Origin of the sequence: Flavobacterium sp. F52 (genome assembly GCF_000278705.1) — a bacterium.
GTDB lineage: Bacteria > Bacteroidota > Bacteroidia > Flavobacteriales > Flavobacteriaceae > Flavobacterium > Flavobacterium anhuiense.
Genome location: NZ_AKZQ01000040.1, coordinates 1 through 25,079, shown reverse-complemented (window position 1 = coordinate 25,079; position 25,079 = coordinate 1). Strand labels below are relative to the sequence as shown.

Genomic DNA, 25,079 nt, shown 5'->3' with positions numbered 1-25,079 from the left:
AAGAATTATTTTTTCTCAGTTTTTTCCATTTTAGCTTTTAAAGCAGCTAATACATCATTGTTATCACCTAAAGTCGCAGCTGGTGCGTTTGTAGATGCAGATGCAGTAGTTTCAGCAGCAGCTTTCACGTTTTTCTCTTCTTCTTCTCTGAAGATAGCAGTGTGAGAAGCAACAACTCTTTTGAATTCTTTGTTGAACTCGATTACTTTGAAATCAGCTGTATCACCTTTTTTCAATTTCTTTCCGTCTTCTTTTTCAAGGTGACGAGTAGGAATGAAAGCAACGATATCATCTCCGAATTCTACAGTAGCTCCTTTGTCAACGATTTCAGAAATCTCACCTGTGTGGATAGTTCCTACAGCGAAAGAATCTTCGTATTGATCCCAAGGATTAGCAGTAGTTTGTTTGTGACCTAAAGATAATTTACGTCCTTCAACATCTAATTCTAATACTACAACATCAAGTTTTTCTCCAACGTTTACAAACTCAGATGGGTGTTTAATTTTCTTAGTCCAAGATAAGTCAGAGATGTAGATTAATCCATCAATTCCTTCTTCTAATTCTACGAAAATACCAAAGTTTGTAAAGTTTCTAACGATACCTGTATGTTTAGAACCTACTGGGTATTTAGAAGTAATGTCAGTCCATGGATCTTGAGTCAATTGTTTGATACCTAATGACATCTTACGATCTTCTCTGTCTAGAGTTAAGATAACTGCTTCAACAACATCTCCAACTTTCACGAAGTCCTGAGCAGAACGTAAGTGAGTTGACCATGACATTTCAGAAACGTGGATTAAACCTTCAACACCTTCAGCAACTTCGATAAATGCACCGTAATCAGCGATTACAACTACTTTACCTTTCACTTTATCACCAACAGTTAAGTTAGCATCTAAAGCATCCCAAGGGTGAGCGTTTAATTGTTTCAATCCTAATTGAATTCTTGTTTTCTCATCATCGAAATCAAGGATTACAACGTTTAATTTTTGGTCTAATTCAAGAACTTCACTTGGGTGGTTGATTCTGCTCCAAGAAAGGTCAGTAATGTGAATTAATCCGTCAACACCACCTAAGTCAATGAACACACCATAAGAAGTAATGTTTTTAACAACACCTTCTAATACTTGTCCTTTTTGTAATTGACCGATGATCTCTTTTTTCTGTACTTCAATATCAGCCTCGATAAGAGCTTTATGAGATACAACTACGTTTTTGAATTCGTGGTTGATTTTTACCACTTTGAATTCCATCATTTTGTTTACATATACATCGTAGTCTCTAATTGGCTTAACGTCAATTTGAGATCCAGGTAAGAACGCTTCGATTCCGAATACGTCAACAATCATACCTCCTTTAGTTCTGCATTTAACAAAACCGTTAACGATTTCTCCAGTTTCATTAGCTGCAATAACTCTATCCCAAGATTTGATAGTACGTGCTTTTCTGTGAGATAATACTAATTGACCTGTTTTATCCTCACGGATGTCGATTAATACTTCTACTTTGTCACCTACTTTTAAGTTTGGGTTGTAACGAAATTCGTTTAAAGAAATAACACCTTCAGACTTAGCATTGATATCAACGATAACGTCTCTATCTGTAATTCTAACTACAACTCCTTCAACTACTTCTTCTTGATCTGTAGCGATGAAAGTTTTTGATACTAGTTCTTCAAACTCTTGCAAGTTTTTCTCATCTACTGCATCGATTCCTTCTTGGAAGTTGTGCCAGTTAAAATTTGCTAAAAACTCTTCTTGTGATTTTGTTTGTTCAGACATGCTGATAAAAAAATTTGTATTCTGTTTTTCTCGAGTTTCTCTATGCGATAGAAAATACAGAAGTTGTTTTACATAAATGGTTGATACCTAATGGAAACTCTTCTCTGCCAAAAGGACTGCAAAATTAATACATTTTTCTGAATTAACAAAACAAAACCGATATGATTATCAGCCATTTATTTAAAAAGCACAAGATTTGATGTTTTTATGACGTTTAGTCCCGCTATCCGTTGCAATCTTTTGTGTCTCGTTAAAGAAACAAAACACAAAAGGATTTCCACTTCTATCGGGGCTAGATTAGAAAGTCTCGTTTTCATAAGAACCTTAAAAACGAAACCCGACAGGTTTTAAAAACCTGTCGGGCTTACTATGTGCAACTATCTTTGTTGTAGTTTTAAAATTCAACAAAGATTATTTCTAATATTAATGACTCAAATTCTCAATCTCTTTTGGATCATGTTTGTGTTTAAACAAAACAGCAAAAGCAATTGCAATCACCAAAGCATAAAGTGCAAACGAAAGCCAGATAGTATGCCAGTCTTTCATTAAAACTGGATTTGAAAAAATACCATCTGCAGAAATTGAATTTCCTTGGCTTTTTACAAATTCTACCATCTTTTCATTAGAAGCATCTGTTTGTAAAAATCCTGCTAGCTCTGTAGTATTAGCAAATGATTTTGTAAAGAAACGATCAATTGCCCAACCAGAAGTCAAACTTCCTAAAACCGCTCCTACTCCATTGGTCATCATCATAAACAATCCTTGCGCAGAAGAACGGATTTTAGAATCAGTATTGCTTTCAACAAACAAAGAGCCTGAAATATTAAAGAAATCAAAAGCCATTCCGTAAACGACACAAGAAAGGATAATCATCCATAAGCCATTTACAGGATCTCCAAAAGCAAATAATCCGAAACGTAAAACCCAAGCCAACATACTGATCAGCATAACTTGTTTGATTCCGAAACGTCTTAAGAAAAACGGAATTGCCAAAATAAATAAGGTTTCAGAAACTTGAGAAATCGACATAATAATAGTCGAATATTGAATTACAAAAGAATCGGCATATTTTGGAAAATGTTTGAATTCATCCAAAAACACATCTCCATAAGCATTTGTTAATTGAAGCGCTCCTCCTAAAAACATAGAAAAAACGAAAAACAATGCCATTTTGTAGTTAGCAAAAAGTTTAAATGACTCTAAACCAAAAGTTTCAATCCAAGTTGCATTTTCTTTAATTAAACGCTGCGGTTCACATTTTGGCAGAGTAAAAGCGTACAATCCTAAAATTAAAGCGCCTATACCAGCAATATAAAACTGATATTCAGTCGCTTTACTTCCGCTTAAATTGGTAATCCACATCGCTACAATAAAACCAATTGTTCCCCAAACACGTATTGGCGGAAAATCTTTAACGATGTTTTTATTGTTTAATTTAAGTGAAGTGTACGAAATAGAGTTGCTCAAAGCAATCGTAGGCATATAGCAGCACATTGCCAAAAGCATTACTACAATAAAAGTATCTGGTGTTGTAACTTGTGCAATTCCAAATAAAACAGCTGCGTATAAAATATGGAGAATTCCATATAGCTTTTCAGCGTTTACCCATCTGTCGGCAATAATTCCGGTTAAAGTAGGCATGAATAAAGAAGCAATTCCCATGGTTCCAAATACTAAACCAAATTGTGTTCCTTCCCAATTTTTGGTTCCAAACCAATAATTTCCAATTGTGATAAGCCAGGCTCCCCAAACAAAAAATTGAAGAAAGCTCATAAAGATTAACCTGTTTTTAATTCCCATATAGTGAAATTGTCTTTAAAGTAAAAAATGAAGCGGTAAAACTACCATTAAAAATAATATCTACAAAAAATTAAATCGTTTTAACAACATCATTCACTAATTCCAAAACAGCTGCAAATTGCTCTTCTTTATTTAAGTAAGAATTATCAATTTCTATCGCATCATCAGCAATTACCAAAGGAGAATCTTCGCGATGCGTATCCATATAATCTCTTTCTACAACATTTTTTAAAACTTCTTCGTAAGAGACATTGTCACCTTTTTGCTGTAACTCATCAAAACGTCTCTGAGCACGAGTTTCAGCGCTTGCAGTCATAAATATTTTAAGTTCCGCATTAGGAAAAACAACAGTTCCAATATCGCGACCATCCATAACAATAGCTTTATTTGTACCCATCTCCTGCTGCTGTTCTACTAACTTGGCGCGAACCTCCGAAACGGCAGCTACTTTACTAACAAAGTTAGAAACTTCAATAGTTCTAATCTGCTTTTCTACATTTTCACCATTTAAATACATTTCTGCAAAACCTAAATCAGTATTAAATCTAAATTCAAGTTTAATATCGGCTAATGCTTCAATCAAAGCTTCTTTCTTAAAAAAATTAGCTCCAATCAGATTGTGTTGCATGGCAAAATAAGCAACAGCACGATACATCGCTCCTGTATCTACATAGACATATTCCAGCTCTTTTGCTAATTGTTTGGCAAGAGTGCTTTTGCCTGTAGATGAAAATCCGTCGATGGCAATGGTAATTTTTTTCAATTTTATATTTTTAAATTTTTATTCTATTAAAGACTGCTTCAAGTCACAAACAGCCAAAACTAATGCAAATGTAGCCATCTTTATTTTCATATAAAGCATCTAAATTATTTGTTTATCAAACCAATTATAAAATAAAAAACTTTATTGTACAACAGTAAAAAAGACTAGATAATACAGTTCGGGCAATTATTGAAAATTTAAGGTCAAACCAAAAAGACTTGTATTAGCCGCCAATGTATATCTGGAATATGAATAGTTAAATTTCAACTTATTCATTCTTAAACCAAAACCTAATGAGACACCCGAAAAATTACGTTGTTCTTCAATTCGTAACTCTTCGCCTCTTCTAAAATTATATCCTATACGAAAATTGAATGCTTTTTTAGGAAAAAGTTCCACACCAAAAGCTACGTGTCTCAAAGCATTATTCACAAAAGAGACTTTCTCAGCACTTGTAGATCCGTCGATATTGGTTTCTCCTCGATTAGGATTCGAAAAAGAGATATTCCATTGCTGTAAATTTTCTAAAGAAAGATGCCAACGAATTGGTACATGTTCTAGTTCCTGCGAAACTCCTGCTACGATTTCAAATGGAAGATTTTCTTTAATTCCGGAGTAAGTAGTAAACTGTGTCCCCATATTTCTAAACACAAGAGCAAAATTCAGGTCATTCATTTCATTTACATAGAGAAACCCCAAATCAACAGCGCCACCAATCGAATTATAGCTTTCAAGAGATGAAGTTATCAGTTTAGCACTTGCTCCTATATAAAAGTCTGTAAATGGGACATTGTATGCATATCCAAGCGATAAAGCACCTTCACTTCCTGTAAAATTTGAAGTTGCCTGGCCATTTTCGTCATAACCTTCAAATGTACCGTAGTTTACATAAGTAACGCCAGCATAAAAAGTCTGCACATGCCTATCATAAGTATAGGCGTACGATGCCGTTCCGTACGAAGCTTCGCCGTAATAACTTCCGTAATTCAATGCCAAATGATTGTCCATGTCTGCATTTATAAGTGCGGGATTCGACATGGCTTGATTAACATCTTCATCATATATCGTAATAACATCTCCTCCTAATGCAGCTTGTCTTGGCGAAGTGGTTAGATTTAAAAATTGATAGGTGTAACGGCCTCCAACTTGTCCGAAAGAATGCGAACAAATTAAGAATACAAAAAATAAAACAACTTTTTTAAGCATTTGTTTTTGGCGCACCTATATGGCATAACGCAACTGCAAATATAAAATTATATAACACTTAAAATAAAGTCAAATAAAAAAATTCCAAATCCCAATGAGAAAATTGGAATTTGGAATTTGACAATTTAAAGTTTTTAAAATTTACTTTAATTCTTTAGCATTTTTAACTTTTTGATCAGTCAAAGCAACTGCTAAAACTTCGCTCATTTCTTTAACATAATGAAAAGTCAATCCCTCTAAGTATTCAGCTTTTATTTCATCTATATCGCTTTTGTTTTCGTGACAAAGAATGATTTCTTTAATTCCAGCTCTTTTGGCTGCCAAGATTTTCTCTTTAATTCCACCAACTGGAAGCACTTTTCCACGAAGAGTGATTTCGCCTGTCATGGCCAAGCTTTTCTTTACTTTTTTCTGAGTTAAAAGAGAAACTAATGAAGTAAGCATTGCAATACCAGCACTTGGTCCGTCTTTTGGGGTTGCTCCTTCTGGAACGTGCAAGTGAATATTGTATTTCTGGAAAAGTTCTGTACTAATACCTAATTTCTTCGCATTTGCCTTAATGTATTCTAATGCAATTGTAGCAGATTCTTTCATTACAGTTCCAAGGTTTCCTGTAATGCTCAATGAACCTTTTCCCTCAGAAATTAAAGATTCGATAAACAAAATATCTCCTCCAACACTTGTCCAAGCTAAACCTGTTACTACACCTGCTACATCATTATTTTCGTATTTATCACGCTCCAATCTTGGCACTCCCAAAATTGCTACAATATCTTCATCTGTAACTTTTTTGTTGTACTCCTCTTCCATTGCAACCGATTTTGCCGCATTTCTGATAACTTGAGCAATTTTAGTTTCTAAGTTACGAACACCCGATTCTCTAGTGTAACCTTCAATGATTTTTTCTAATTGTTTTTTGCCAATAGTTAAATCTTTTGCAGTTAAACCGTGAGCTTCTAATTGTTTTGGAAACAAATGTCTCTTAGCAATTTCAACCTTTTCTTCAATGGTGTAGCCTGACATTTTGATTACTTCCATTCTGTCACGCAAAGCAGGCTGAATAGCAGACATATTATTTGAAGTAGCAATAAACATTACTTTAGACAAATCATATCCCATTTCAAGGAAATTGTCATAGAATGCATTGTTTTGCTCAGGATCCAAAACCTCCAATAAAGCTGAAGATGGATCGCCGCTATTGCCGCTTGATAGTTTGTCAATCTCGTCCAAAATAAATACAGGGTTTGATGTACCTGCCTTTTTTAAGCTCTGAATGATACGTCCTGGCATCGCTCCAATATACGTTTTTCTATGACCGCGAATTTCCGCTTCGTCACGTAAACCGCCTAAAGAAATACGCACATATTCTCTTCCCAAAGCTTCTGCCACAGAACGCCCGATAGAAGTTTTACCAACTCCTGGAGGCCCTGTTAAACATATAATTGGCGATTTCATGTCATTTCGCAATTTCAAAACTGCCAAATGCTCAATCATTCTTTTCTTTACTTCATCAAGACCAAAATGATCTTTATCTAAAACTTTCTGTGCATGTTTTAAATCAAATTTATCTTTAGAATATTCGCCCCAAGGCAATTCTAAAAACAGCTCTAAATAATTACGCTGAATTCCGAAATCTGGAGACTGCGGATTCATACGGCGCATTTTAGACAATTCTTTTTCGAAATGTTTCTGCGTTTTTTCGTCCCATTTTTTGGTTTTCGCCTTCTGCCCCATTTCGTCCATTTCTTCTTCCTGCGAAACACCTCCCAATTCTTCTTGAATGGTTTTCATTTGCTGGTGAAGGAAATATTCTCTTTGCTGCTGGTCTAAATCAAAACGAACTTTTGACTGAATATCATTCTTCAATTCTAACTTTTGAAGCTCAACATTCATATAACGTAAAGTCTCTAAAGCGCGTTCTTTTAATCCGTTTATCGATAAAAGCCCTTGTTTTTCTTTTACAGACAAATTCATGTTTGAAGAAACAAAGTTTATCAAAAACGATTGGCTTTCAATATTTTTAATTGCAAAAGTAGCTTCAGAAGGAATATTTGGACTTTCCTTAATAATCTGGATTGCCAATTCTTTTACAGAGTCTAAAATTGCTGTAAATTCAGTATCATTTTCGTCTGGACGTTCTTCTGCAACTTCTTTGATTGTTGCTGTCATGTACGGCTCTTCTAAAACAATTTCGTCAATTTCGAAGCGTTTTTTCCCTTGAAGAATAACCGTAACGTTCCCGTCAGGCATTTTAAGTACACGTAAAATACGCGCTACAGTTCCTACTTTATGAATATCATCTTTTGATGGATCTTCATCTTCCTCATTAATTTGAGATACAACACCAATAATTTTTCCGCCTGCGTTAGCATCATTAATTAGTTTGATAGACTTATCTCTTCCGGCAGAAATCGGGATAACAACCCCAGGAAACAATACCGTATTTCGTAAAGGTAAAATTGGAAGCGAAATAGGAAGTTCTTCATTATTCATTTCCTCCTCGTCTTCTGGTGTCAACAATGGAATTAATTCTGCCTCTGAGTCAAATTCTTGAAGTGACAGATTGTCAATAGTAAGTATTTTATGGTTTGACATAATAAAATATAAGTCGTTTTGTCATTAAATTTTTAATACTATCTGTAAAAAGAGTATAGCTTATTGAAGTTTTTACTGAAAACAGGTTTCGTTTTTCAATTACAAGATAGGGCATAAAAATAGACAATCATTATGCCAAAAGCAAAAATTGTACGCTTTGAAATTTCAGAATGGCATGAATATTTGCAGTAGAAAAGTAAAACCATAAAAAAGCCGAAACTAATTTCGGCTTTTAAAATCTTTATAAATTAACATTACGGGATTTCATTATATTTTAGATTGCAAGTTAAAGTAGTATAAGATGTAATAAAAGTTGCTGAAAGATTTCCTCCAGCTGGCTTGTATAAGGTATTGGATTTTCCTCCTGTATTTCTAACTGAAGGGCCAAATCCCGAAATATAATCATAAGTAAACGCGTAATCACTAAACGGATTACTATTAACTTGCACAAAGCCAGCAAGCGAACCTGAATCTACATTATAAGTTACAGGGACAGGAACAAAAGTTGGAATAAAACCTGTATATACAATAGCAATTGCTGAAAGTTGTGTGTAATATCTATAAAATTTAAAACCTAAGTCATTCTCATGAACTTCTCTACCAGCTGAATAATATATTGTTAAATTACCTGATGAAGCTGCTACCCCACTATTAACTGATTCATCTCTTAAATATTTTCCTGTAATATTTTGTGAATTTTTAATTAAAAAATCTTTTTCTCCATTTACGATTACTTCTCCATTCAAATTAATAACATTTGCTAGTCTTTCATCAAAAATAGTTACCGTCAAATGTTGATATTCAGTTAAAAGACTCTTATACTTTATTTTTAATTCATTAGCCTTTGCTGGATTGATTAAGTTTAGAGAATTTATTTCATCAGCAATACTTTGAATACTAATAAATCCGATTTGCTCTCGCAAATCATATATATTATTAAGAACATTTGTATGATATTTTTTTAATTCAGCAATTAATATTTCATCTGCGGATAATTTTTGTTCTTGACTATTTACATATTTATTACTCTTAATAAATTCAGCTGATGCGATAATTTCCTTTTCATTTTTTAATGCAATTATTTCATCAATTTTATCTTGCATATTTTTGCGAGATGCAAAATTCATAATTTCTATATTTTTAGTGATGGATGAATCGCCTTCTTTCAAATCATCATTACTTGAACATGAAGTTAATAATGATGTTGATACAAATAATGTCATTAGGACAAAGCTTTTTAATTTTCTCATAATTGAATTTGTTTTTGGTATTAAAATTTTATGTGAAATTATAGCAACGAATGTATTATACCTTACGGCATTACGTAAAATCAAAAAATATTTTTTATTTTTTTATCAAAACTGTAACAAACAAAAAAAAGCCAAGTCTATATTAAAAACCAAAAGCCACTACTTGAATATAAACAACCAAAATATCGAAGAACTAATTGCGCTTTGTAAAAACAATAACCAAAAAGCGCAGTTTGAAATATACAATCGCTATTGTAAGGCGATGTATAATGTGGCTTTTCGTATTGTAAAAGACGAACATTTTGCACAAGACGTCATGCAAGAAGGTTTCTTAAAAGCTTTTACAAAAATTAATGACTATAAACAAGAAGTGGCTTTTGGAGCATGGTTAAAAAAAATAATCATCAATTATAGCATCGATTTTTATAAGAAAAACAACTCTTTTCAAGTAGAAGATTTAAGTAAACAGCTTTATAAAATTGAAGAAAACGACGGAATTATTTCTGATAATATTGACTTAAACTCTCTGAAAGTAAAACAAGTCTTAGATACAATTCTGCAGCTGAAAGATAATTACAGAATGGTGCTGACGCTTTTTTATATAGAAGGTTATGATCAAGAAGAAATCTGCGAAATTTTAAACATCACATACGCAAATTGCAGAACAACCTTGAGCAGAGCAAAAGATAGTTTGAGAAAAAAATTGGAAGAGATATAAAATGAATTGGAATTATGAAAAATGAAAAAGACAACTTAGACGAATTATTCAACAGATTTGAAAACCAATGGGATATTCAGGAATTAAATCCGGATCACCAAATGGATTTTCTTCAAAAATTAAACAAAAAAGAGCCTAAGAAAAGATATTGGTTCGTGACTGCTATTGCCGCTTCGATTGTATTAATGCTTGGAATATCTATTTTTTATAAAAATGAAAAACCAAAAGAATTCAAATTTGCTTCTAAAGAGACTAAACGCACCGATTCTATTTTCAACATTCTGATTGACAACGAACTGGTTAAACTGAAAGAGAAAAATTCGCCAGAAAATCAGCAGATTATTAATGACGCTATGAAGCAGATGAAAACTTTTGACGCTGATTATCAAAAAATCATAAATGAATTGCAAAAAAATGGCGAGAACAAACAAATTATTTATGCGATGATTAGTAATCTTCAAACGCGTATTTCTTTTTTGCAAACCGTTCTGAAAAGAATTGAAGACAACGAAAAACTAAAAAACACCTCTAATGAAAAAACACTATAACTTACTCATCTTATTTCTTTTGATTCCTTTTTTAGGATTTTCAAATGATGACGCTTTTGTCACCAAACAAAAAACAATTAAAAAAAACGTATATCGTAAACTCAAACGCAGGAATTGATGTAGACAATAAATATGGTAATATTACTGTAACTACTTGGGATGAAGATAAAATTGATCTTGATATTACCATAAAAGTAAATGGCCCAAACGAAAATTGGGTAAACGAACGCTTAAACAGCATAGATGTGGATATCACAGCTCTTAAAAGTATGGTAACCGCAGTAACTACGCTTGGAAGTTCAAATATTAAAAGCAAAGGAAGTAATAATAGTTTTGAAATTAACTATGTTATTAAAATTCCAAAAAACGGAACGATTAAACTAGCAAATAAATACGGTAATATTTCTATTCCGAATGCAGAATCTTCTACAGATATAGACTGTAAATACGGGAAAGTTACTTTAGGAAAATTAAGCGGATCTAATAATCAAATATCGATTCAGTACTGCCAAAATTCGAGTATAGACTATATAAAAGCAGGAAATATCGATGCGAGATATTCAAATCTTAAAATTAATGATTCTGGAAACCTGAATCTAAATGCAAGCTATACTGATGTCAATTTAAATGACGGCCAAAACATTAAAGCAGATTGCAACTACGGAACACTTAAATTTCAAAAAATCAATTCTTTAAATGGTTCTGGAAATTATTTGACTTTTATTATTGGGGAAATCTCAAGCAATTTTAGTTATGATACCAATTACAGTAAAATCAGCATAGGAACTGTGACCGAAAAAGCTGGAAATATTACGATAAACTCCGGATATACTGACGTTACAATTGGCTATGTTCCAAACTACGCTTTTGACTTTGACATATCAGGAAAATACACAAACATCAAACATGATAATTCTTTAGAACTTTCTGTTACTGAAATTAAAAGCAACAGCAAGAGAATTGCAGGCTTCTACAAGAAAAAAGGCCAGAACAAAATCAATATTACTTCCAACTACGGGAATATTTCGCTAACAAAAAAATAATCATCTAAAAATCAAAACAATGAAAAAATCAATTTTATTATTAGCATTTATACTTTGCACAATTAGCAATATCAATGCGCAAGACAAAATCAAACTTCAAGGAAACGGAAAAGTAGTTTCTGAAACTAGAAGCACAGGAGATTATGATGGAGTTAAAATAGCAGGTTTCTTTGATGTAGACTTGGTGTCTGGCAAAGAAGGGAAAATCACCATCAAAGGAGAAGAAAATTTATTATCTGCAATCAAAGTAGAAGTTGAAGATAAGTCGTTAAAAATTTATGTTGAAAAAGGAACTCAAATACGTACAAGCTCAGGCAATAAAATTCAAGTTACCGTTCCATTTGAGAAAATTTCAGAATTGAGTTTAGCTGGCTCAGGAGATATTCAGTCGAAAGATGTCATTAAAAATGATAATCTAGCAGTAAAATTAGCGGGTTCAGGAAATTTAACTCTTCCAGTTGATACTAATAACTTAGAATTGCATGTAAGCGGCTCCGGAAATATTCATTTAAAAGGGACTGCAACCAAGCTTACAACCAAACTTTCTGGTTCTGGTGATATTGACGCTTCGAGCTTAAAATCTAAAATTGTAGAAGCTAACGTTTCTGGATCAGGAAACAGCAAAGTGACTTGTGATGAAAGTATTACAGCAAGAGTTGCGGGTTCTGGAAATATAAAATATATAGGAAATCCTGAAAAAAGAGATGTAAAAGTTTCTGGATCTGGAACTATTACAAAAGGTTAATTATTATAAATATCACGAATACAAAAGAAATCATCAGTCAAACTATTCTTGCAATTCGTGATATTGGTTGTTGCAAAAGACGTTTCAATTAATTTGAAACGTCTTTTTTATGTACTCTTCTTAAAAGGAAAATTGATGTTACAAAGAATATCGCCAAAATCACAATAGCCGCGCGCGGACTTCCTGTAATCTGATCAATAATTCCGTAAACACACATTCCAATTACAATTCCGACCTTTTCAGCCACGTCATAAAAACTAAAGAATGATGCTGTATCTTCTGTTTCTGGCAATAATTTAGAATATGTAGATCGTGATAAAGCTTGAATTCCTCCCATTACAAATCCTACAACCGTTGCCATAACATAAAAGTGTGTCGGCAATGTTATAAAGTAAGCTAAAGCACAGAAAACTGCCCAAATCGCATTAATAAAAATCAAAGTTGGAATATTACCCCATTTAGAAGAAGCATAAGAAGTTAAAAGTGCTCCAAAAACAGCTAAAATCTGAATTAATAAAATGCAAATTATTAAACCTATTGTACTTTCTTCTTTTGAAGACCACTGAATTTCCTGCGCTCCAAAATAGGTCGCTACAAGCATTACAGTTTGAACCGCCATACTGGAAACAAAGAAACCTCCTAAATAACGCTTTAAAGGAATATTTTCCTGTAATAATGCCCAAACCTTTTTTAATTCTTTAAAACCATTAAACACAACAGCTTTTGTTAGTTTCTGTCCTGTTTCTTTACTTCCTTTTGGTAAATAATAATAAGTGTACTGGCTAAATAAAATCCACCATACTCCTACCATTACAAAAGAATAACGCATAGCTTCCATTCTTGCAGCATCATTTTCAGCTCCCATTATCATCCATAAATTGATAGCCAACAAAAGAACACTTCCTATATATCCTAAAGAATATCCTTTTGCACTAATTCTATCTTGCTGTTCTTCAAAAGCGATATCTGGCAAATATGAATTATAAAAAACCAAACTTCCCCAGTATCCTAATAATCCAAGGAAATAAAATGCTAGTCCAACATAAATATTTTCAAGATCAAACCAATACAATCCCATGCATGACAAAGCTCCCACATAACAGAAAAATTTCATGAAGGATTTTTTGTTACCAACATAATCGGCAATACCCGATAATAAAGGAGAAATAAAAGATACAACCAAAAAGGCTGCCGCTGTGATAAAACTAATTAATGCTGAATTTTTTAGGTGAAGACCGAAAACATCAATGTAATGATCACGATCGCTGAATAACGCTTCATAAAAAATTGGAAACACTGCCGAAGCGATTGTAAGTGTGTAAACTGAATTTGCCCAATCATAAAATGCCCAAGCATTTAAAAGCTTCTTATCTCCTTTTGGTAGGTTTTTCATAGAAATGGTTTGTTAAATAGGCTACGAATTTATCCATTTTTTATGATAATCAAATACAAATTATCTAATTCGTTCATTAATAAATTATAAACAAAAAAGCCATTCGTAATGAATAGCTTTTCTGAATATCCTAAAAATATATTTTATTTAATAGTTCCTACTTTTAATGCAATTGCTTTTGCTTCGGGAATTAAAGCTTTAATATTTGCAATCCTTGTAGCATCAGAAGGGTGAGTGCTCATGAATTCTGGAGTTCCTGAACCACCTGATTTCGCCGCCATTCTGCTCCAAAAAGCTACAGCATCATCTGGATTGTAGCCTGCAATTGCCATCAAAGTCAAACCAATTTTATCAGCTTCACTTTCATTGCTTCTGCTAAATGGAAGCATAACTCCTACCTCAGAACCAATTCCGTATGCTTGTGCAAATATCTGCTGGGTTGCTTCAGATTTTCCGCTAGTTGCTGCTCCTAAAGCCGCACCTCCTATTTGCTGTAATTGTGCCGCAGACATTCTTTGCGCACCGTGATTTGCTAAAGCATGAGAAACTTCATGTCCCATTACCGTTGCCAAACCTGATTCGTTTTGTGTAATTGGCAGAATTCCAGAATAAACCACAATTTTGCCTCCTGGAAGGCACCATGCATTTACTTCTTTATTATCAACCAATTTATATTCCCAGCGATAATCTTTTAAGTATTGTGTCTGACCTAAATAATTTAAGTATCTCTCCGCAGCTGCCTTTATTTTAAACCCTACAGTTTCAACAAGTTTTGCATCTGCAGTTCCAGTAATAACTTTGTTTTCATTTAAAAACTGGCTGTATTGCTGAAAAGAAGATGGAAATAATTCGCTATTCGAAACAAAATTCAAATTTTGTTTTCCCGTAATTGGATTTGTTGCGCAACCCATAATAAGTGCTCCAAAAACCCCTAAAAACACATATTTTTTCATAATTCGAGCTATTTTTATAACAAAAATACGATTAAAAAAGATAAAATGTTTTATACGATAAATCAAAAAATTATCAAAATTTGACTATTCCCCAATAATGTGAAGCTCATTAAACTCTTTATCAACCAGTAAGAAATTATTCTGCTTGAAACTAATTTCGTCAAACTCAATTTTTTCATTGTCAATTTCGATTTCCGTAATTTTAAATGGAAGTCCAATTAAATTGATTTTATATTTCGAGTATGGTGTTTCGTATTTCCCTTCTTTGTGAACCTGAATAATAAGTTCCTTTTCTTTCCCTATATTTCTAAATGACAAATAGCTATAACGTCCTTTTTTATAATCATAACCATCTTGAGCATCTTCATAAACTGCCGACTGCTCTTTACCATTTTTATAATAAACGTCAAGTATCAATTCATCAAATTCTAACTCGCCCACATATTGCTGAACTGGATATTTAGGAATAATGGCACCTGCTTTTACAAAAACAGGAATTTCATCAAATTTACTATCAATCCAAATCTCTCTTCCGCCAATAAAAAGCTCATTTGTCCAGTAGTTATACCATTCTCCTCTAGGAATATACATACGTCTACCTACAGCGTTAGGTTCAAGTATTGGACAAACTAAAATTTGATTTCCAAAAATAAATTCATCGTTTCGATAATGCGTCTGCGTATCGTCCTGATCAAAGTAAACTAGCGGTTTTAACATCGGAACTCCTTCTTCAATATACTGCCAAAACATAGTGTATAAATAAGGAAGCAATTGATAGCGAAGGCTAACAAATTTTCTAGTGATATTAATCACTTCTTCGTCAAATGACCACGGTTCCTGGTTTCCGTGATCTCCAGAAGAGTGCGTTCTACAAAACGGATGAAAAACGCCTAATTGAATCCAACGGGCATACAACTCGCCTGAAGGCTGTTCTGCAAATCCTCCAATGTCAGAACCAGTGAATCCCATTCCAGAAATGGACATTCTCTGCACTTGTATATTTGCAATCCATAAATGTTCCCAAGTAGCTACATTATCTCCTGTCCAAGAAGAAGTATATCGCTGTGCTCCAGAATAAGCCGATCTTGTAATTACAAATGGACGTTTCGGATAAGCAAAACGTTTAACCCCATGATAAGTTGCTCTTGCCATTTGTGTTCCATAAATATTATGTGCTTTTCTATGACTGCAAGGATTTCCATCGTAAAAATGACGCACATCCATTGGAAATGTTTTATTTGGCACTTCCATTACTGCAGGTTCATTCATATCATTCCAAACTCCTTTCACTCCTATTTCTGAAACTAATTCTTTAAATAAACCAGCCCACCATTCTCTAACTGCAGGATTTGTATAATCAGGAAAATTACATTCTCCTGGCCAAACTTTTCCTTTCATATAAGGACCATCCGCTCTTTTACAGAAATAATCTTTTTCTAAAGCTTCCTTGTAAACCCAATAATCTTTGTCAATTTTAATTCCAGGATCAATGATTACAACAGTTTTAAAACCATCTTCAGCTAATTCAGCGACCATTTTTTTTGGATCTGGAAAATAGTTTTTGTTCCAAGTAAAACATCTAAAACCATCCATATAATCAATGTCCAAATAAATGGCGTCACACGGAATTTGAAGTTCTCTAAATTTTGACGTGATTTCTTTTACTTTACTTTCAGGATAATAACTCCACTTACATTGATGGTAGCCTAACACCCAAAGTGGCGGCAATTCTGGTTTACCCGTTAAATCGGTATAAGTGGTTACAACGTCCTGCATTTGAGGACCATAAATGAAATAATAGTTCATTTCGCCACCTTCTGCCCAAAAGCTAGTAATATTTCTTCTTTCTTGACAGAAATCGAAGAAAGTTCTAAAGGTATTGTCAAAAAATATTCCGTACGATTGTTTGTTGTGCAAGCCAATATAAAACGGAACAACTTTATATAAAGGTTCCTGATCTTTTTGGTAAGCATATTGATCTGTAGCAAAATTTTCTACTCTTTTGCCTTTAAGATTCATTTGAGTCGCTTTATCTCCAAGACCGTAATAACATTCACCGTCTTTAGAATATTTACTCATTTTTACAATGTTTCCGCCATATTCATAACTTTCTTCCCAATGAAAACCAAGTTCATCCTCTAGAATAAGAAAATCGTTTAAATCATAAATGGAAAGACGAAGATCTGCTTTTTGGATTTTACATTTTACTTTGCTAGTCCTAATCTGGAAATAGGTTTCTTCTTCCGTAAGTTCTAAAAAATTATAACCGTGAAGCTGGCTTTTATCGATAGCATACGAAAAGTCATTACTGAAATAACCTTTTGTAGTAAAACGAAATCGGATTAAACTATCGCGAAGAATTGTAACTTTTAAAATTACTTTGTTGTCGGTATTAAAGAAAATAGAATCTCCTTCATGTTCATAAGAGACAATTTTTGATGGGTATAAATCGCCTTTGTATTCTAATGATGTGTTTGTAATCATATCTCAAATGAATTAATTTAACATTTTCCTTCTATTCAAACATACAAAAAAAGTTCGTAATGCCCTATGAATAAAAGGTTTATTCACGAAAACGTTTTTTCTGAATGAGTTTCAAATTACAAAACAAAAAAACAGCAATTTGATAATTTTGAAACGATATAGTGACAAAATCTTAGTTGCAGATTTTTTATTCAATCAAAGAATACACAGTAACACTTAAAGGAGGTAAAATTAATGCGACAGAAAAATCTCTCCCATCATAAGCAACTGTTTCTATTTTTAATGCGTTAGAATTTTCGACACCGCTTCCACCGTAAATTGTGGCATCGCTATTAAAAATCTCTTTCAATTTGCCTTTTTTAGGAATACCAATTCTATAATTTTCTCGAACAACTTCAGTAAAATTGCACACCACAATCAAATTCTCATTAGGATTATTCCCTTTTCGTATGTAAGATAAAATCGCATTTTGGTGATCTGAATAATTAATCCATTCAAAACCATCGCCACTAAATTGCTTTTCGTACAACGCAGGCTGCGATTTATACAATTGATTCAAATCTGTAATCAATTTTTTTATTCCCGAATGAAAACCATATTGCAGCAAATGCCAGTCTAAACTTTGTTCGAAATTCCATTCAGAAGTTTGACCAAATTCAGCTCCCATAAATAGAAGTTTTGTTCCAGGGTGCGTAAACATATAACCATACAGCAATCTCAAATTTGCAAAACGTTGCCATTCGTCGCCAGGCATTTTATAAATAAGGGAGTTTTTGCCGTATACCACTTCGTCATGCGAAAATGGAAGCATAAAATTTTCAGTAAAAGCATACGTCATCGAAAAAGTCAATTCATTCTGATGATATTTTCTGTAGATAGTTTCTTTTTGAAAATATTTTAAAGTATCGTGCATCCAACCCATCATCCATTTCATTCCAAAACCTAAACCTCCTATAGAAGTGGGTCTTGAAACCATCTGAAAAGAAGTGCTTTCTTCTGCAATAGTTTGAATTCCATCAAAATTAGAATAGATTACTTCATTTAATTCTTTAAGAAAGCTAATGGAATCAAGATTTTCTCTTCCTCCAAAAATATTAGCTTCCCATTCTCCATCTTTTCTAGAATAATCCAAATAAAGCATAGACGCTACAGCATCAACTCTAAGTCCGTCGATGTGATAATTTTGAAGCCAAAAAACAGCGTTACTAATTAGAAAGGCCCGAACCTCATTTCTTCCATAATTGAAAACCAAACTTTTCCAATCTGGATGATACCCTTTTCTGCGATCTGGATGTTCATATAAATGCGAACCATCAAAAAAGCCTAAACCATGAGCATCATCAGGAAAGTGCGATGGAACCCAGTCTAAAATGACTCCAATTCCTTCCTGATGCAATCTATCGACCAAAACCATAAAATCCTGCGGTTTACCAAAACGCGAAGTCGGTGCGAAATATCCAGCAAGTTGATAACCCCATGAAGGGTCATAAGGATATTCCATAACAGGCATAAACTCAACATGCGTAAAGCCTGTTTCTTTTACATATTTTACTAAATCATCTGCAAGTTCGAGATAAGTCAAAAACCGATTATGTTCTGCTCTTCTCCACGACCCCAAATGCACTTCATAAACCGAATAGGGTTTATCCAATGCATTATAATCATGACGTTTCTGCATCCAATCTTCATCCTTCCACTTATAATCCAAATCCCAGACAACAGAAGCAGTATGAGGCGGTTTTTCGCAGTAAAGCGCAAAGGGATCTGCTTTTTCGGTAATTACACCATTTATATTAGATTGGATTTTATATTTATAAAGCGTTCCTTTTGAAATATCAGGAATAAATCCTTCCCATATTCCAGAAGAATCCCAACGCACATTTAGATTATGTTCGCCTTGAATCCAATAATTAAAATCGCCAACAACAGAAACCGACTGCGCAGTTGGGGCCCAAACTGCAAAGTAAACACCTTTAACTCCGTTCACCTCAGTTAAATGAGCTCCTAATTTTTCATATAATCTGAAGTGTTTCCCAGCTTTGAATAAATCTATATCAAAATCGGTAAAAAGAGAGTGTGCGATTACTTTAGTCATGTTTGATTTTTATGGCGATTGAATTTGGAATTTAGATTTTGGAATTTAGAATTTCTATATTGTTTTTTCAGGTTTTACTCAATTCTAAAGTTATCTGAAAGCGTTACACCTTTTTTGACAACGACAATACCATCTTTTATACTATACAATTCATTAGTAAAATTGTCTAAATGTTTTCCTCCGCTAATGTGAACATTGTTTCCAATACGCACATTTTTGTCGATCAAAGCATTTTTAATAAAGCAGTTTTCGCCAATTCCAACGTGAATTTTATTAATACTGCTTTCATGGTTCATTTCGTCAAGATCTTGATAAAAATCATTTCCCATGACGTAACAGTTCTCCAAAACGGTCCCCTCTCCAATTCTGGAACGAATTCCAATTACAGAGCTTTTGATCTCTTTAGCATTAATAATACAACCTTCCGAAATTAAAGATTGATTGATAATTGAATTTCTAAATTTAGATGGCGGCAGCAATCTTGGTCTCGTAAAGATTTTATTCTCATTATCGAACAAATTAAACTCTGGAATATCTGCTGTTAGACCAATATTCGCTTCAAAAAACGATTCAATATTCCCAATATCAGTCCAATATCCTTCATATTGATAACTTAAGATTTTATGTTTTCCAACCGACTGCGGAATAATTTCTTTACCAAAATCTTTTGTTTCTTGGTCAGCCATTAATTCTACAAGCAATGACTTATTGAAAATATAAATCCCCATCGAAGCCAGATACTTTTTTCCTTTCTCCTGCATTTGCTCGCTCACTTCAGATTCCCATTCTGGCAATAAAGAAGCATGAGGTTTTTCTATAAACGCATGAATATTGTTTTCGTGATCGGTTTTAAGAATTCCAAATTCAGGAGCATCTTTAGCGTTTACGGGTAAAGTCGCAATTGAAATTTCAGCATCAGCAGCAATATGAGCTTCGAGCATTTCGTTAAAATCCATTTGATACAATTGATCGCCAGAAAGAATTAAAGCGTGATCAAAATCGTGTTTCAAAAAATGCGACATACATTGTCTCACGGCATCAGCCGTTCCCTGAAACCAAGTTGGATTGTCTGGAGTTTGTTCAGCAGCCAATATATCAACAAAAGACTGGCTAAAAATGCTAAAATTAAAAGTGTTTTTAATATGAGCATTTAAAGACGCAGAGTTGAATTGTGTTAAAACGAATATTTTAAAAATATCAGAATTGATACAATTAGAAATCGGAATATCAACCAAACGATATTTTCCTCCAATCGGAACAGCTGGTTTTGATCTTGTTTCTGTCAATGGAAATAAACGTGAACCTTGTCCACCTCCTAAAATAATGGCGACTACATTTTTCTTTTTAAATTTCATCTTGCTGAATTATTAAGTTGTATATTTCGATATATTCTTGGCAAACTCTTTCCCAGGAATGATCTGCTAACATTCCTCTTTTTAAAACCTTATTGAAATTTATTTTATCCTCATACAACCTAACAGCACGATTTATTGAATAGCATATATCAGCCACAGAAGCTTGATCATGACAAACTCCATTTCCTTCATCACCAAAATCAATAACCGTATCTCTCAATCCTCCAGTTCTTCTAACAATCGGAATTGTTCCGTAACGCATCGCATACATCTGATTTAACCCGCATGGTTCAACTCTAGAAGGCATTAAAATATAATCTGAACCTGCATAAATCAAATGTGCCAATTCTTCATTATAACCTATAAAAACATTATAATTTCCTTTATAATCATTTCGCAACTGAGTCAACTGGGATTCAATTGAAGCATTTCCTGACCCCAGAATCAAAATATTAATTTCTTCGAAATGTTCTGACAAAGCCAAAGCGGAAGCATGCGGAAGCAAATCGCCTCCTTTTTCTTCAAACAATCTTCCAATAAAGCTAAACAGTGGCTTTGAAGGATCTAAATCAAATTCTTCACACAGTTTTTCTTTATTTTTCTGTTTTCCTATTTCAAAATCTTCAATCGAATAATTTTCTGCAATCATTTTATCTTTTATCGGATTCCAAACTTCAATATCAATTCCGTTTAAAATTCCTTTGGATTTGTTTCTAACAGAATTAAACAATGATTCTAAACCATTTGCCGAAATATTAATTTCATTTAAATAACTTGGAGAAACTGTAGTCACAGCATTTGCGCATTTAATTCCAACTGCCAAAGAGTTTATCGAATTGCTCCATTCTAAAAATCCAACATGTTTTAAATCAAATTCTGGCAAATAATATAACTTATCAAAACCAAACCATCCTTGATACAAACCATTATGAATTGTTATGGCAGTTTTTACATTCTTCAAATTCTCATATTTATAGGCAAATTGTAGCAAAAACGGAATAACTCCAGTATGATGATCATGACAATTAATAATATCTGGAATTTTATTTCGTGCTATAATCCAATCGAGTGTAGCAATCTGAAAAGACAAAAATCTTTCTATATCATCTTCATAACCATAAACATTCGAACGATTGAATAATTCATTAATTTCTATCAAATACAGTTCATAACCTAATTTATCTGTTGTTTCCTTTAAAACGCTGAACGGAAAATTAAAATCTCCTAATTTAACTGTACCCCAATGGACACATTCAAAATCATTTTCGTACCTAAACTTTGTGTCGTAACAAGGAATTATAACTCTAACTTCATGTCCAGCAGACTGCTGATATTTTGGCAATGCACCAACTACATCTCCCAAGCCTCCAACTTTTGCCACAGGATAGCATTCTGCACTAATATGAAATATTTCCATTTAAGAAATTAATTTATGATTATAGATAAGAAGCAATCATTTAAATACTACTTTTATGTTTTCTAAATTTAGCAAAAAACAAGCAAAAACCCTTAGTTTAAGTAAGTTTTATTGAAATGGCAAAAAAGGCAACTAATCCTACTAAATCATTAAAAATTCCTAAGATTATTATAATTTCTGCGAAAATTTGCGCATTTATTTCGACAAATTTAGTTACAAAATTTGCAGCAAAAATCTTTACAACACCTATAAAACATAAAGTTCCCAAACGGGAATTAGAAATGGATGCTAAAAGCATTCAAAAATTAATTTACATTCCTGAAATCGATAAAAGCGTAGTTACGTACACCTACGGGCAAAGTCCGCGCAAAGTATTATTGGTTCACGGCTGGTCTGGAAGAGGAACTCAACTATTTAAGATTGCTGATGAACTTTTAGCAAATGGCTATTCTACAGTTAGTTTTGACGCACCAGCACATGGAAAATCAAAAGGCAAGACCACAATAATGTCTGAATTTATAGCTTCTATATTAGAAATAGAAAAACAATTTGGCCCTTTTGAAATTGCGATCGGACATTCTTTAGGGGGTATGTCAGTTCTTAATTCTATTAAAGATGGGCTTAAAGTTGAAAAAGCAATAATTATAGGAAGCGGCGATATTGTTCAGGATATTTTAGATGAATTTACCTTTAAATTAGGATTGAAGAAAGAAATCAGCATTCATTTAAGAGATTATTTTGAAAATATGTATCAGGTTAAAATGGATGATTTTTCAGCATATAAAGCTGCCAAAAAAATAAAAACTCCTGTTCTAGTCATACATGATAAAGATGATCCTGAAGTTTCTGTGAAAGCTGGAATACATATCAATGAAAACCTTGAAAATGGTTCTTTATTTTTAACTGAAGGCCTTGGTCATCGAAAAATACTCGGCAATCAAAATGTTATTAAAAAAATTCTTGAATTCATTAAAATCAGTTAACTTTATAATTAACTATATCAATTTCAACATTAAAGAGAATCAAAAATGGATTTATTTGGAGAAAATGCAGATTGGGAAATTAAATTAAAACCCATTTTAAAAAAATATAAAGGAAAGAAACATCCTCTGGAATATCATAGCATTTATCAATTGCTTGTCATGGTTATTCTCTCTGCGCAAGATTCTGATGCCAATATAAATACTATAGCGCCAAAATTATTCGAAAAATATCCAACATTAAAAAGTATATCTCAAACCGACCTAGAAACTTTTACATCTTATGTAACTAAAGTCCGTAATCATTCTACAAAAGCAAAATGGATTTTAGAAATTGCTAAAATCATTAAAAATGATACCGATATTCCTTTAAATATGTCCGATCTTACTGCTTTAAAAGGAATTGGGAGAAAATCTGCGAATGTCATTTTAAGAGAAGCCAATAAACCTGCGGAAGGCATTATTGCCGACTTACATGTTATACGCGTTGCTCCCAGAATCGGAATTATAAAGGAAAGCAAAGATGGAAATAAAGTAGAAAAAGACTTAATGCAAGTCCTTCCAAAGAATATTTGGTCAGAAATCGGAATGGCAATTTCGTTTCATGGTCGAGAAATTTGCAGACCAAAACCTAAATGCCCTGAATGTGTCTTAACCGATATTTGCTTATACTATAATACTGTGGTAATCAAAAACTAATTATCTTCTTCTTGTATCAATCAAGTAGATAATTTTCCATTCGTCTTTTTCTTTAAATAAAGTAAAAGTATTTACTCCAGAATGGCTGAATTTTTCATTTAAATAAAATTCATAAGGAGCCCAGACGTGAGCCATTGATCCATCAATCTGAATATTGTAACTTAATATTTTTTCTTGAAATTTCATGTTTAGAGGAATCGATGCAATAGATTTATAAAATTCTTTTGTGCTTTCATTAGACAGTTTATTCCCTTTAGTTGTGCTTTCGCTGATGGATTGCAATATCATTTTATCAGCACAAACTAATTTAATCTTTGATGAATCCCTCTGATGAAACCCTTCAAAAAAAGATTCAATGCATTTTTGAACTTCTTGTTTCTGAGCATTACATGATAGTCCTAAAAGAAGAAAAAAGATAATAGTGTAACTTTTCATCGCTATAATATAGTTTAAACGCCAAATTGAGAGAAGTGATGATCTAAATGTTTTGCAAACATATTGTTCCATTCTTTAGAAGACAATTTTCCAAAAGAAAGAGATTCCTTACCTTCAAATTCTTTTTCTCCTAATTCTTGTGTTTTTTGGATATAAGAAACCAACCTGCTTTTTTCCAATTCAAAATCGCGATCACCTTTAATTATAAATTGCGGAGCTGTACTAAGGTTTTTTGGATAAGGAGATTCACTCACTACTTTACTTTTAGCCAACAGTTTTAGTAAAAGTTTCATAAAAACATTTGGTTTAGGATGAATATCATCATAAACCATTTCATACGTAACATTACAGTGAGCTAACATTTGATCAACAGACATCTTACCCCAAAGTGGCTGTGTATGAGGCGTAAGCAGATTAACTCTACTTATAAATTGATCGCAATCATCCTTAAGAAAAACATTTTGCATAGCTTACAAATTTAATTTGGCAAAGTAAAAATATAAAAATTAACCTGTTAACTCAATTTAATGCAAAAAAAAAACTCCAACTAGCAAAGCTAATTGAAGTTTTAGTACTCAGAGCGGGACTTGAACCCGCACGAACATTGCTGTTCACTGGATTTTAAGTCCAGCGTGTCTACCAATTTCACCATCCGAGCAATAATATGTGGTACCTCCAGGGATCGAACCAGGGACACATGGATTTTCAGTCCATTGCTCTACCATCTGAGCTAAGGTACCATTTTCACTTATATTCCTATAAATGAAGATTAGAATAAAAAACCCCGTTGTAAAACAGGGTTTTTCAAAAGAAAGGCGA

20 protein-coding genes and 2 tRNA genes are annotated in these 25,079 nt (G+C 33.0%); 6 read left to right on the top strand and 16 right to left on the bottom strand.

The genetic code is table 11. The features are described from left to right. Window positions 1–5: 5 nt before the first annotated feature. The 6 genes from rpsA to FF52_RS21365 form a co-directional block, all read right to left on the bottom strand. Window positions 6–1,781, bottom strand: coding sequence for a 30S ribosomal protein S1 (rpsA, locus tag FF52_RS21390; protein WP_008468903.1), 1,776 nt, complete (start codon window positions 1,779–1,781; stop codon window positions 6–8). Window positions 1,782–2,204: 423 nt separating this feature from the next. After that, window positions 2,205–3,581: a nucleoside permease gene (locus FF52_RS21385; protein ID WP_035692150.1), complete on the bottom strand. Its 1,377-nt coding sequence runs from the start codon at window positions 3,579–3,581 to the stop codon at window positions 2,205–2,207. Window positions 3,582–3,651: 70 nt separating this feature from the next. Beyond that, window positions 3,652–4,344: a (d)CMP kinase gene (cmk, locus tag FF52_RS21380; RefSeq protein WP_008468899.1), complete on the bottom strand. Its 693-nt coding sequence runs from the start codon at window positions 4,342–4,344 to the stop codon at window positions 3,652–3,654. Between the two features lie 186 nt (window positions 4,345–4,530). Continuing rightward, window positions 4,531–5,550, bottom strand: coding sequence for a type IX secretion system protein PorQ (gene porQ, locus FF52_RS21375; protein ID WP_008468897.1), 1,020 nt, complete (start codon window positions 5,548–5,550; stop codon window positions 4,531–4,533). Between the two features lie 141 nt (window positions 5,551–5,691). Beyond that, a complete protein-coding gene (gene lon / locus FF52_RS21370) occupies window positions 5,692–8,145 on the bottom strand; it encodes an endopeptidase La (RefSeq protein WP_008468895.1) in 2,454 nt (817 codons plus the stop codon). Window positions 8,146–8,399: 254 nt separating this feature from the next. Next, window positions 8,400–9,395, bottom strand: coding sequence for a hypothetical protein (locus tag FF52_RS21365; protein ID WP_157498664.1), 996 nt, complete (start codon window positions 9,393–9,395; stop codon window positions 8,400–8,402). A gap of 163 nt (window positions 9,396–9,558) precedes the next feature. Between FF52_RS21365 and FF52_RS21360 the strand changes: the two genes are divergently transcribed. The 4 genes from FF52_RS21360 to FF52_RS21345 are packed head-to-tail and all read left to right on the top strand — an operon-like array spanning window position 9,559 to window position 12,449. Beyond that, window positions 9,559–10,113 carry an RNA polymerase sigma factor gene (locus tag FF52_RS21360; RefSeq protein WP_035692164.1) on the top strand — a complete coding sequence of 185 codons (555 nt, stop codon included), beginning with the start codon at window positions 9,559–9,561 and terminating at the stop codon, window positions 10,111–10,113. A gap of 14 nt (window positions 10,114–10,127) precedes the next feature. Then, window positions 10,128–10,661, top strand: coding sequence for an anti ECF-type sigma factor (locus FF52_RS21355; RefSeq protein ID WP_008468892.1), 534 nt, complete (start codon window positions 10,128–10,130; stop codon window positions 10,659–10,661). 47 nt (window positions 10,662–10,708) lie between these two features. Further along, the gene (locus tag FF52_RS21350; protein WP_008468891.1) at window positions 10,709–11,704 is read left to right on the top strand and encodes a hypothetical protein; all 996 of its coding nucleotides are present in this window, start codon (window positions 10,709–10,711) and stop codon (window positions 11,702–11,704) included. Window positions 11,705–11,723: 19 nt separating this feature from the next. After that, the gene (locus FF52_RS21345; protein WP_008468890.1) at window positions 11,724–12,449 is read left to right on the top strand and encodes a head GIN domain-containing protein; all 726 of its coding nucleotides are present in this window, start codon (window positions 11,724–11,726) and stop codon (window positions 12,447–12,449) included. An 88-nt stretch (window positions 12,450–12,537) separates the two neighbouring features. Here FF52_RS21345 and FF52_RS21340 read toward each other — a convergent pair whose 3' ends face one another. The 6 genes from FF52_RS21340 to FF52_RS21315 form a co-directional block, all read right to left on the bottom strand. Continuing rightward, the gene (locus FF52_RS21340) at window positions 12,538–13,842 is read right to left on the bottom strand and encodes an MFS transporter (protein WP_008468889.1); all 1,305 of its coding nucleotides are present in this window, start codon (window positions 13,840–13,842) and stop codon (window positions 12,538–12,540) included. 143 nt (window positions 13,843–13,985) lie between these two features. After that, the gene (locus FF52_RS21335) at window positions 13,986–14,795 is read right to left on the bottom strand and encodes a M48 family metallopeptidase (protein WP_008468888.1); all 810 of its coding nucleotides are present in this window, start codon (window positions 14,793–14,795) and stop codon (window positions 13,986–13,988) included. Between the two features lie 84 nt (window positions 14,796–14,879). Beyond that, window positions 14,880–17,279: a glycoside hydrolase family 31 protein gene (locus FF52_RS21330; protein WP_008468887.1), complete on the bottom strand. Its 2,400-nt coding sequence runs from the start codon at window positions 17,277–17,279 to the stop codon at window positions 14,880–14,882. Between the two features lie 187 nt (window positions 17,280–17,466). Beyond that, the gene (gene glgB, locus FF52_RS21325; RefSeq protein WP_008468886.1) at window positions 17,467–19,374 is read right to left on the bottom strand and encodes a 1,4-alpha-glucan branching protein GlgB; all 1,908 of its coding nucleotides are present in this window, start codon (window positions 19,372–19,374) and stop codon (window positions 17,467–17,469) included. 74 nt (window positions 19,375–19,448) lie between these two features. Continuing rightward, window positions 19,449–20,729: a glucose-1-phosphate adenylyltransferase gene (locus tag FF52_RS21320; RefSeq protein WP_008468885.1), complete on the bottom strand. Its 1,281-nt coding sequence runs from the start codon at window positions 20,727–20,729 to the stop codon at window positions 19,449–19,451. Continuing rightward, window positions 20,719–22,146, bottom strand: a complete 1,428-nt coding sequence (locus FF52_RS21315) for a glycogen synthase (RefSeq protein WP_008468884.1) — start codon at window positions 22,144–22,146, stop codon at window positions 20,719–20,721. The genes FF52_RS21320 and FF52_RS21315 overlap by 11 nt, the downstream gene beginning before the upstream one ends. A gap of 116 nt (window positions 22,147–22,262) precedes the next feature. On the opposite strand from FF52_RS21315, the gene FF52_RS21310 reads away from it, so the two are divergent. Continuing rightward, a complete protein-coding gene (locus tag FF52_RS21310) occupies window positions 22,263–23,129 on the top strand; it encodes an alpha/beta hydrolase (protein WP_008468883.1) in 867 nt (288 codons plus the stop codon). A gap of 45 nt (window positions 23,130–23,174) precedes the next feature. Continuing rightward, entirely contained in the window at window positions 23,175–23,825 is a 651-nt protein-coding gene (locus FF52_RS21305) for an endonuclease III domain-containing protein (RefSeq protein WP_008468882.1), read from the top strand. On the opposite strand, the gene FF52_RS21300 is transcribed toward FF52_RS21305, so the two are convergent. The 4 genes from FF52_RS21300 to FF52_RS21285 form a co-directional block, all read right to left on the bottom strand. Beyond that, window positions 23,826–24,260: a nuclear transport factor 2 family protein gene (locus tag FF52_RS21300; RefSeq protein WP_008468881.1), complete on the bottom strand. Its 435-nt coding sequence runs from the start codon at window positions 24,258–24,260 to the stop codon at window positions 23,826–23,828. A 14-nt stretch (window positions 24,261–24,274) separates the two neighbouring features. Then, a complete protein-coding gene (locus FF52_RS21295) occupies window positions 24,275–24,727 on the bottom strand; it encodes a DUF1569 domain-containing protein (protein ID WP_008468880.1) in 453 nt (150 codons plus the stop codon). 105 nt (window positions 24,728–24,832) lie between these two features. After that, window positions 24,833–24,918: transfer RNA gene (locus FF52_RS21290), tRNA-Leu, on the bottom strand. A 9-nt stretch (window positions 24,919–24,927) separates the two neighbouring features. Further along, window positions 24,928–25,000: transfer RNA gene (locus FF52_RS21285), tRNA-Phe, on the bottom strand. Between the last annotated feature and the right edge of the window lie 79 nt (window positions 25,001–25,079).

Excerpts from the sequence above, each read along its gene's own strand:
- FF52_RS21320 (WP_008468885.1), bottom strand. The coding sequence starts at position 20,729 with ATGAAATTTAAAAAGAAAAATGTAGTCGCCATTATTTTAGGAGGTGGA.
- lon (WP_008468895.1), bottom strand. The coding sequence starts at position 8,145 with ATGTCAAACCATAAAATACTTACTATTGACAATCTGTCACTTCAAGAA.
- FF52_RS21355 (WP_008468892.1), top strand. The coding sequence starts at position 10,128 with ATGAAAAATGAAAAAGACAACTTAGACGAATTATTCAACAGATTTGAA.
- FF52_RS21305 (WP_008468882.1), top strand. The coding sequence starts at position 23,175 with ATGGATTTATTTGGAGAAAATGCAGATTGGGAAATTAAATTAAAACCC.
- FF52_RS21330 (WP_008468887.1), bottom strand. The coding sequence starts at position 17,279 with ATGATTACAAACACATCATTAGAATACAAAGGCGATTTATACCCATCA.
- FF52_RS21295 (WP_008468880.1), bottom strand. The coding sequence starts at position 24,727 with ATGCAAAATGTTTTTCTTAAGGATGATTGCGATCAATTTATAAGTAGA.
- FF52_RS21315 (WP_008468884.1), bottom strand. The coding sequence starts at position 22,146 with ATGGAAATATTTCATATTAGTGCAGAATGCTATCCTGTGGCAAAAGTT.
- porQ (WP_008468897.1), bottom strand. The coding sequence starts at position 5,550 with ATGCTTAAAAAAGTTGTTTTATTTTTTGTATTCTTAATTTGTTCGCAT.
- glgB (WP_008468886.1), bottom strand. The coding sequence starts at position 19,374 with ATGACTAAAGTAATCGCACACTCTCTTTTTACCGATTTTGATATAGAT.
- FF52_RS21365 (WP_157498664.1), bottom strand. The coding sequence starts at position 9,395 with ATGAGAAAATTAAAAAGCTTTGTCCTAATGACATTATTTGTATCAACA.
- rpsA (WP_008468903.1), bottom strand. The coding sequence starts at position 1,781 with ATGTCTGAACAAACAAAATCACAAGAAGAGTTTTTAGCAAATTTTAAC.
- FF52_RS21300 (WP_008468881.1), bottom strand. The coding sequence starts at position 24,260 with ATGAAAAGTTACACTATTATCTTTTTTCTTCTTTTAGGACTATCATGT.
- FF52_RS21350 (WP_008468891.1), top strand. The coding sequence starts at position 10,709 with ATGACGCTTTTGTCACCAAACAAAAAACAATTAAAAAAAACGTATATC.
- FF52_RS21345 (WP_008468890.1), top strand. The coding sequence starts at position 11,724 with ATGAAAAAATCAATTTTATTATTAGCATTTATACTTTGCACAATTAGC.
- FF52_RS21385 (WP_035692150.1), bottom strand. The coding sequence starts at position 3,581 with ATGGGAATTAAAAACAGGTTAATCTTTATGAGCTTTCTTCAATTTTTT.
- FF52_RS21310 (WP_008468883.1), top strand. The coding sequence starts at position 22,263 with ATGGCAAAAAAGGCAACTAATCCTACTAAATCATTAAAAATTCCTAAG.
- FF52_RS21335 (WP_008468888.1), bottom strand. The coding sequence starts at position 14,795 with ATGAAAAAATATGTGTTTTTAGGGGTTTTTGGAGCACTTATTATGGGT.
- FF52_RS21340 (WP_008468889.1), bottom strand. The coding sequence starts at position 13,842 with ATGAAAAACCTACCAAAAGGAGATAAGAAGCTTTTAAATGCTTGGGCA.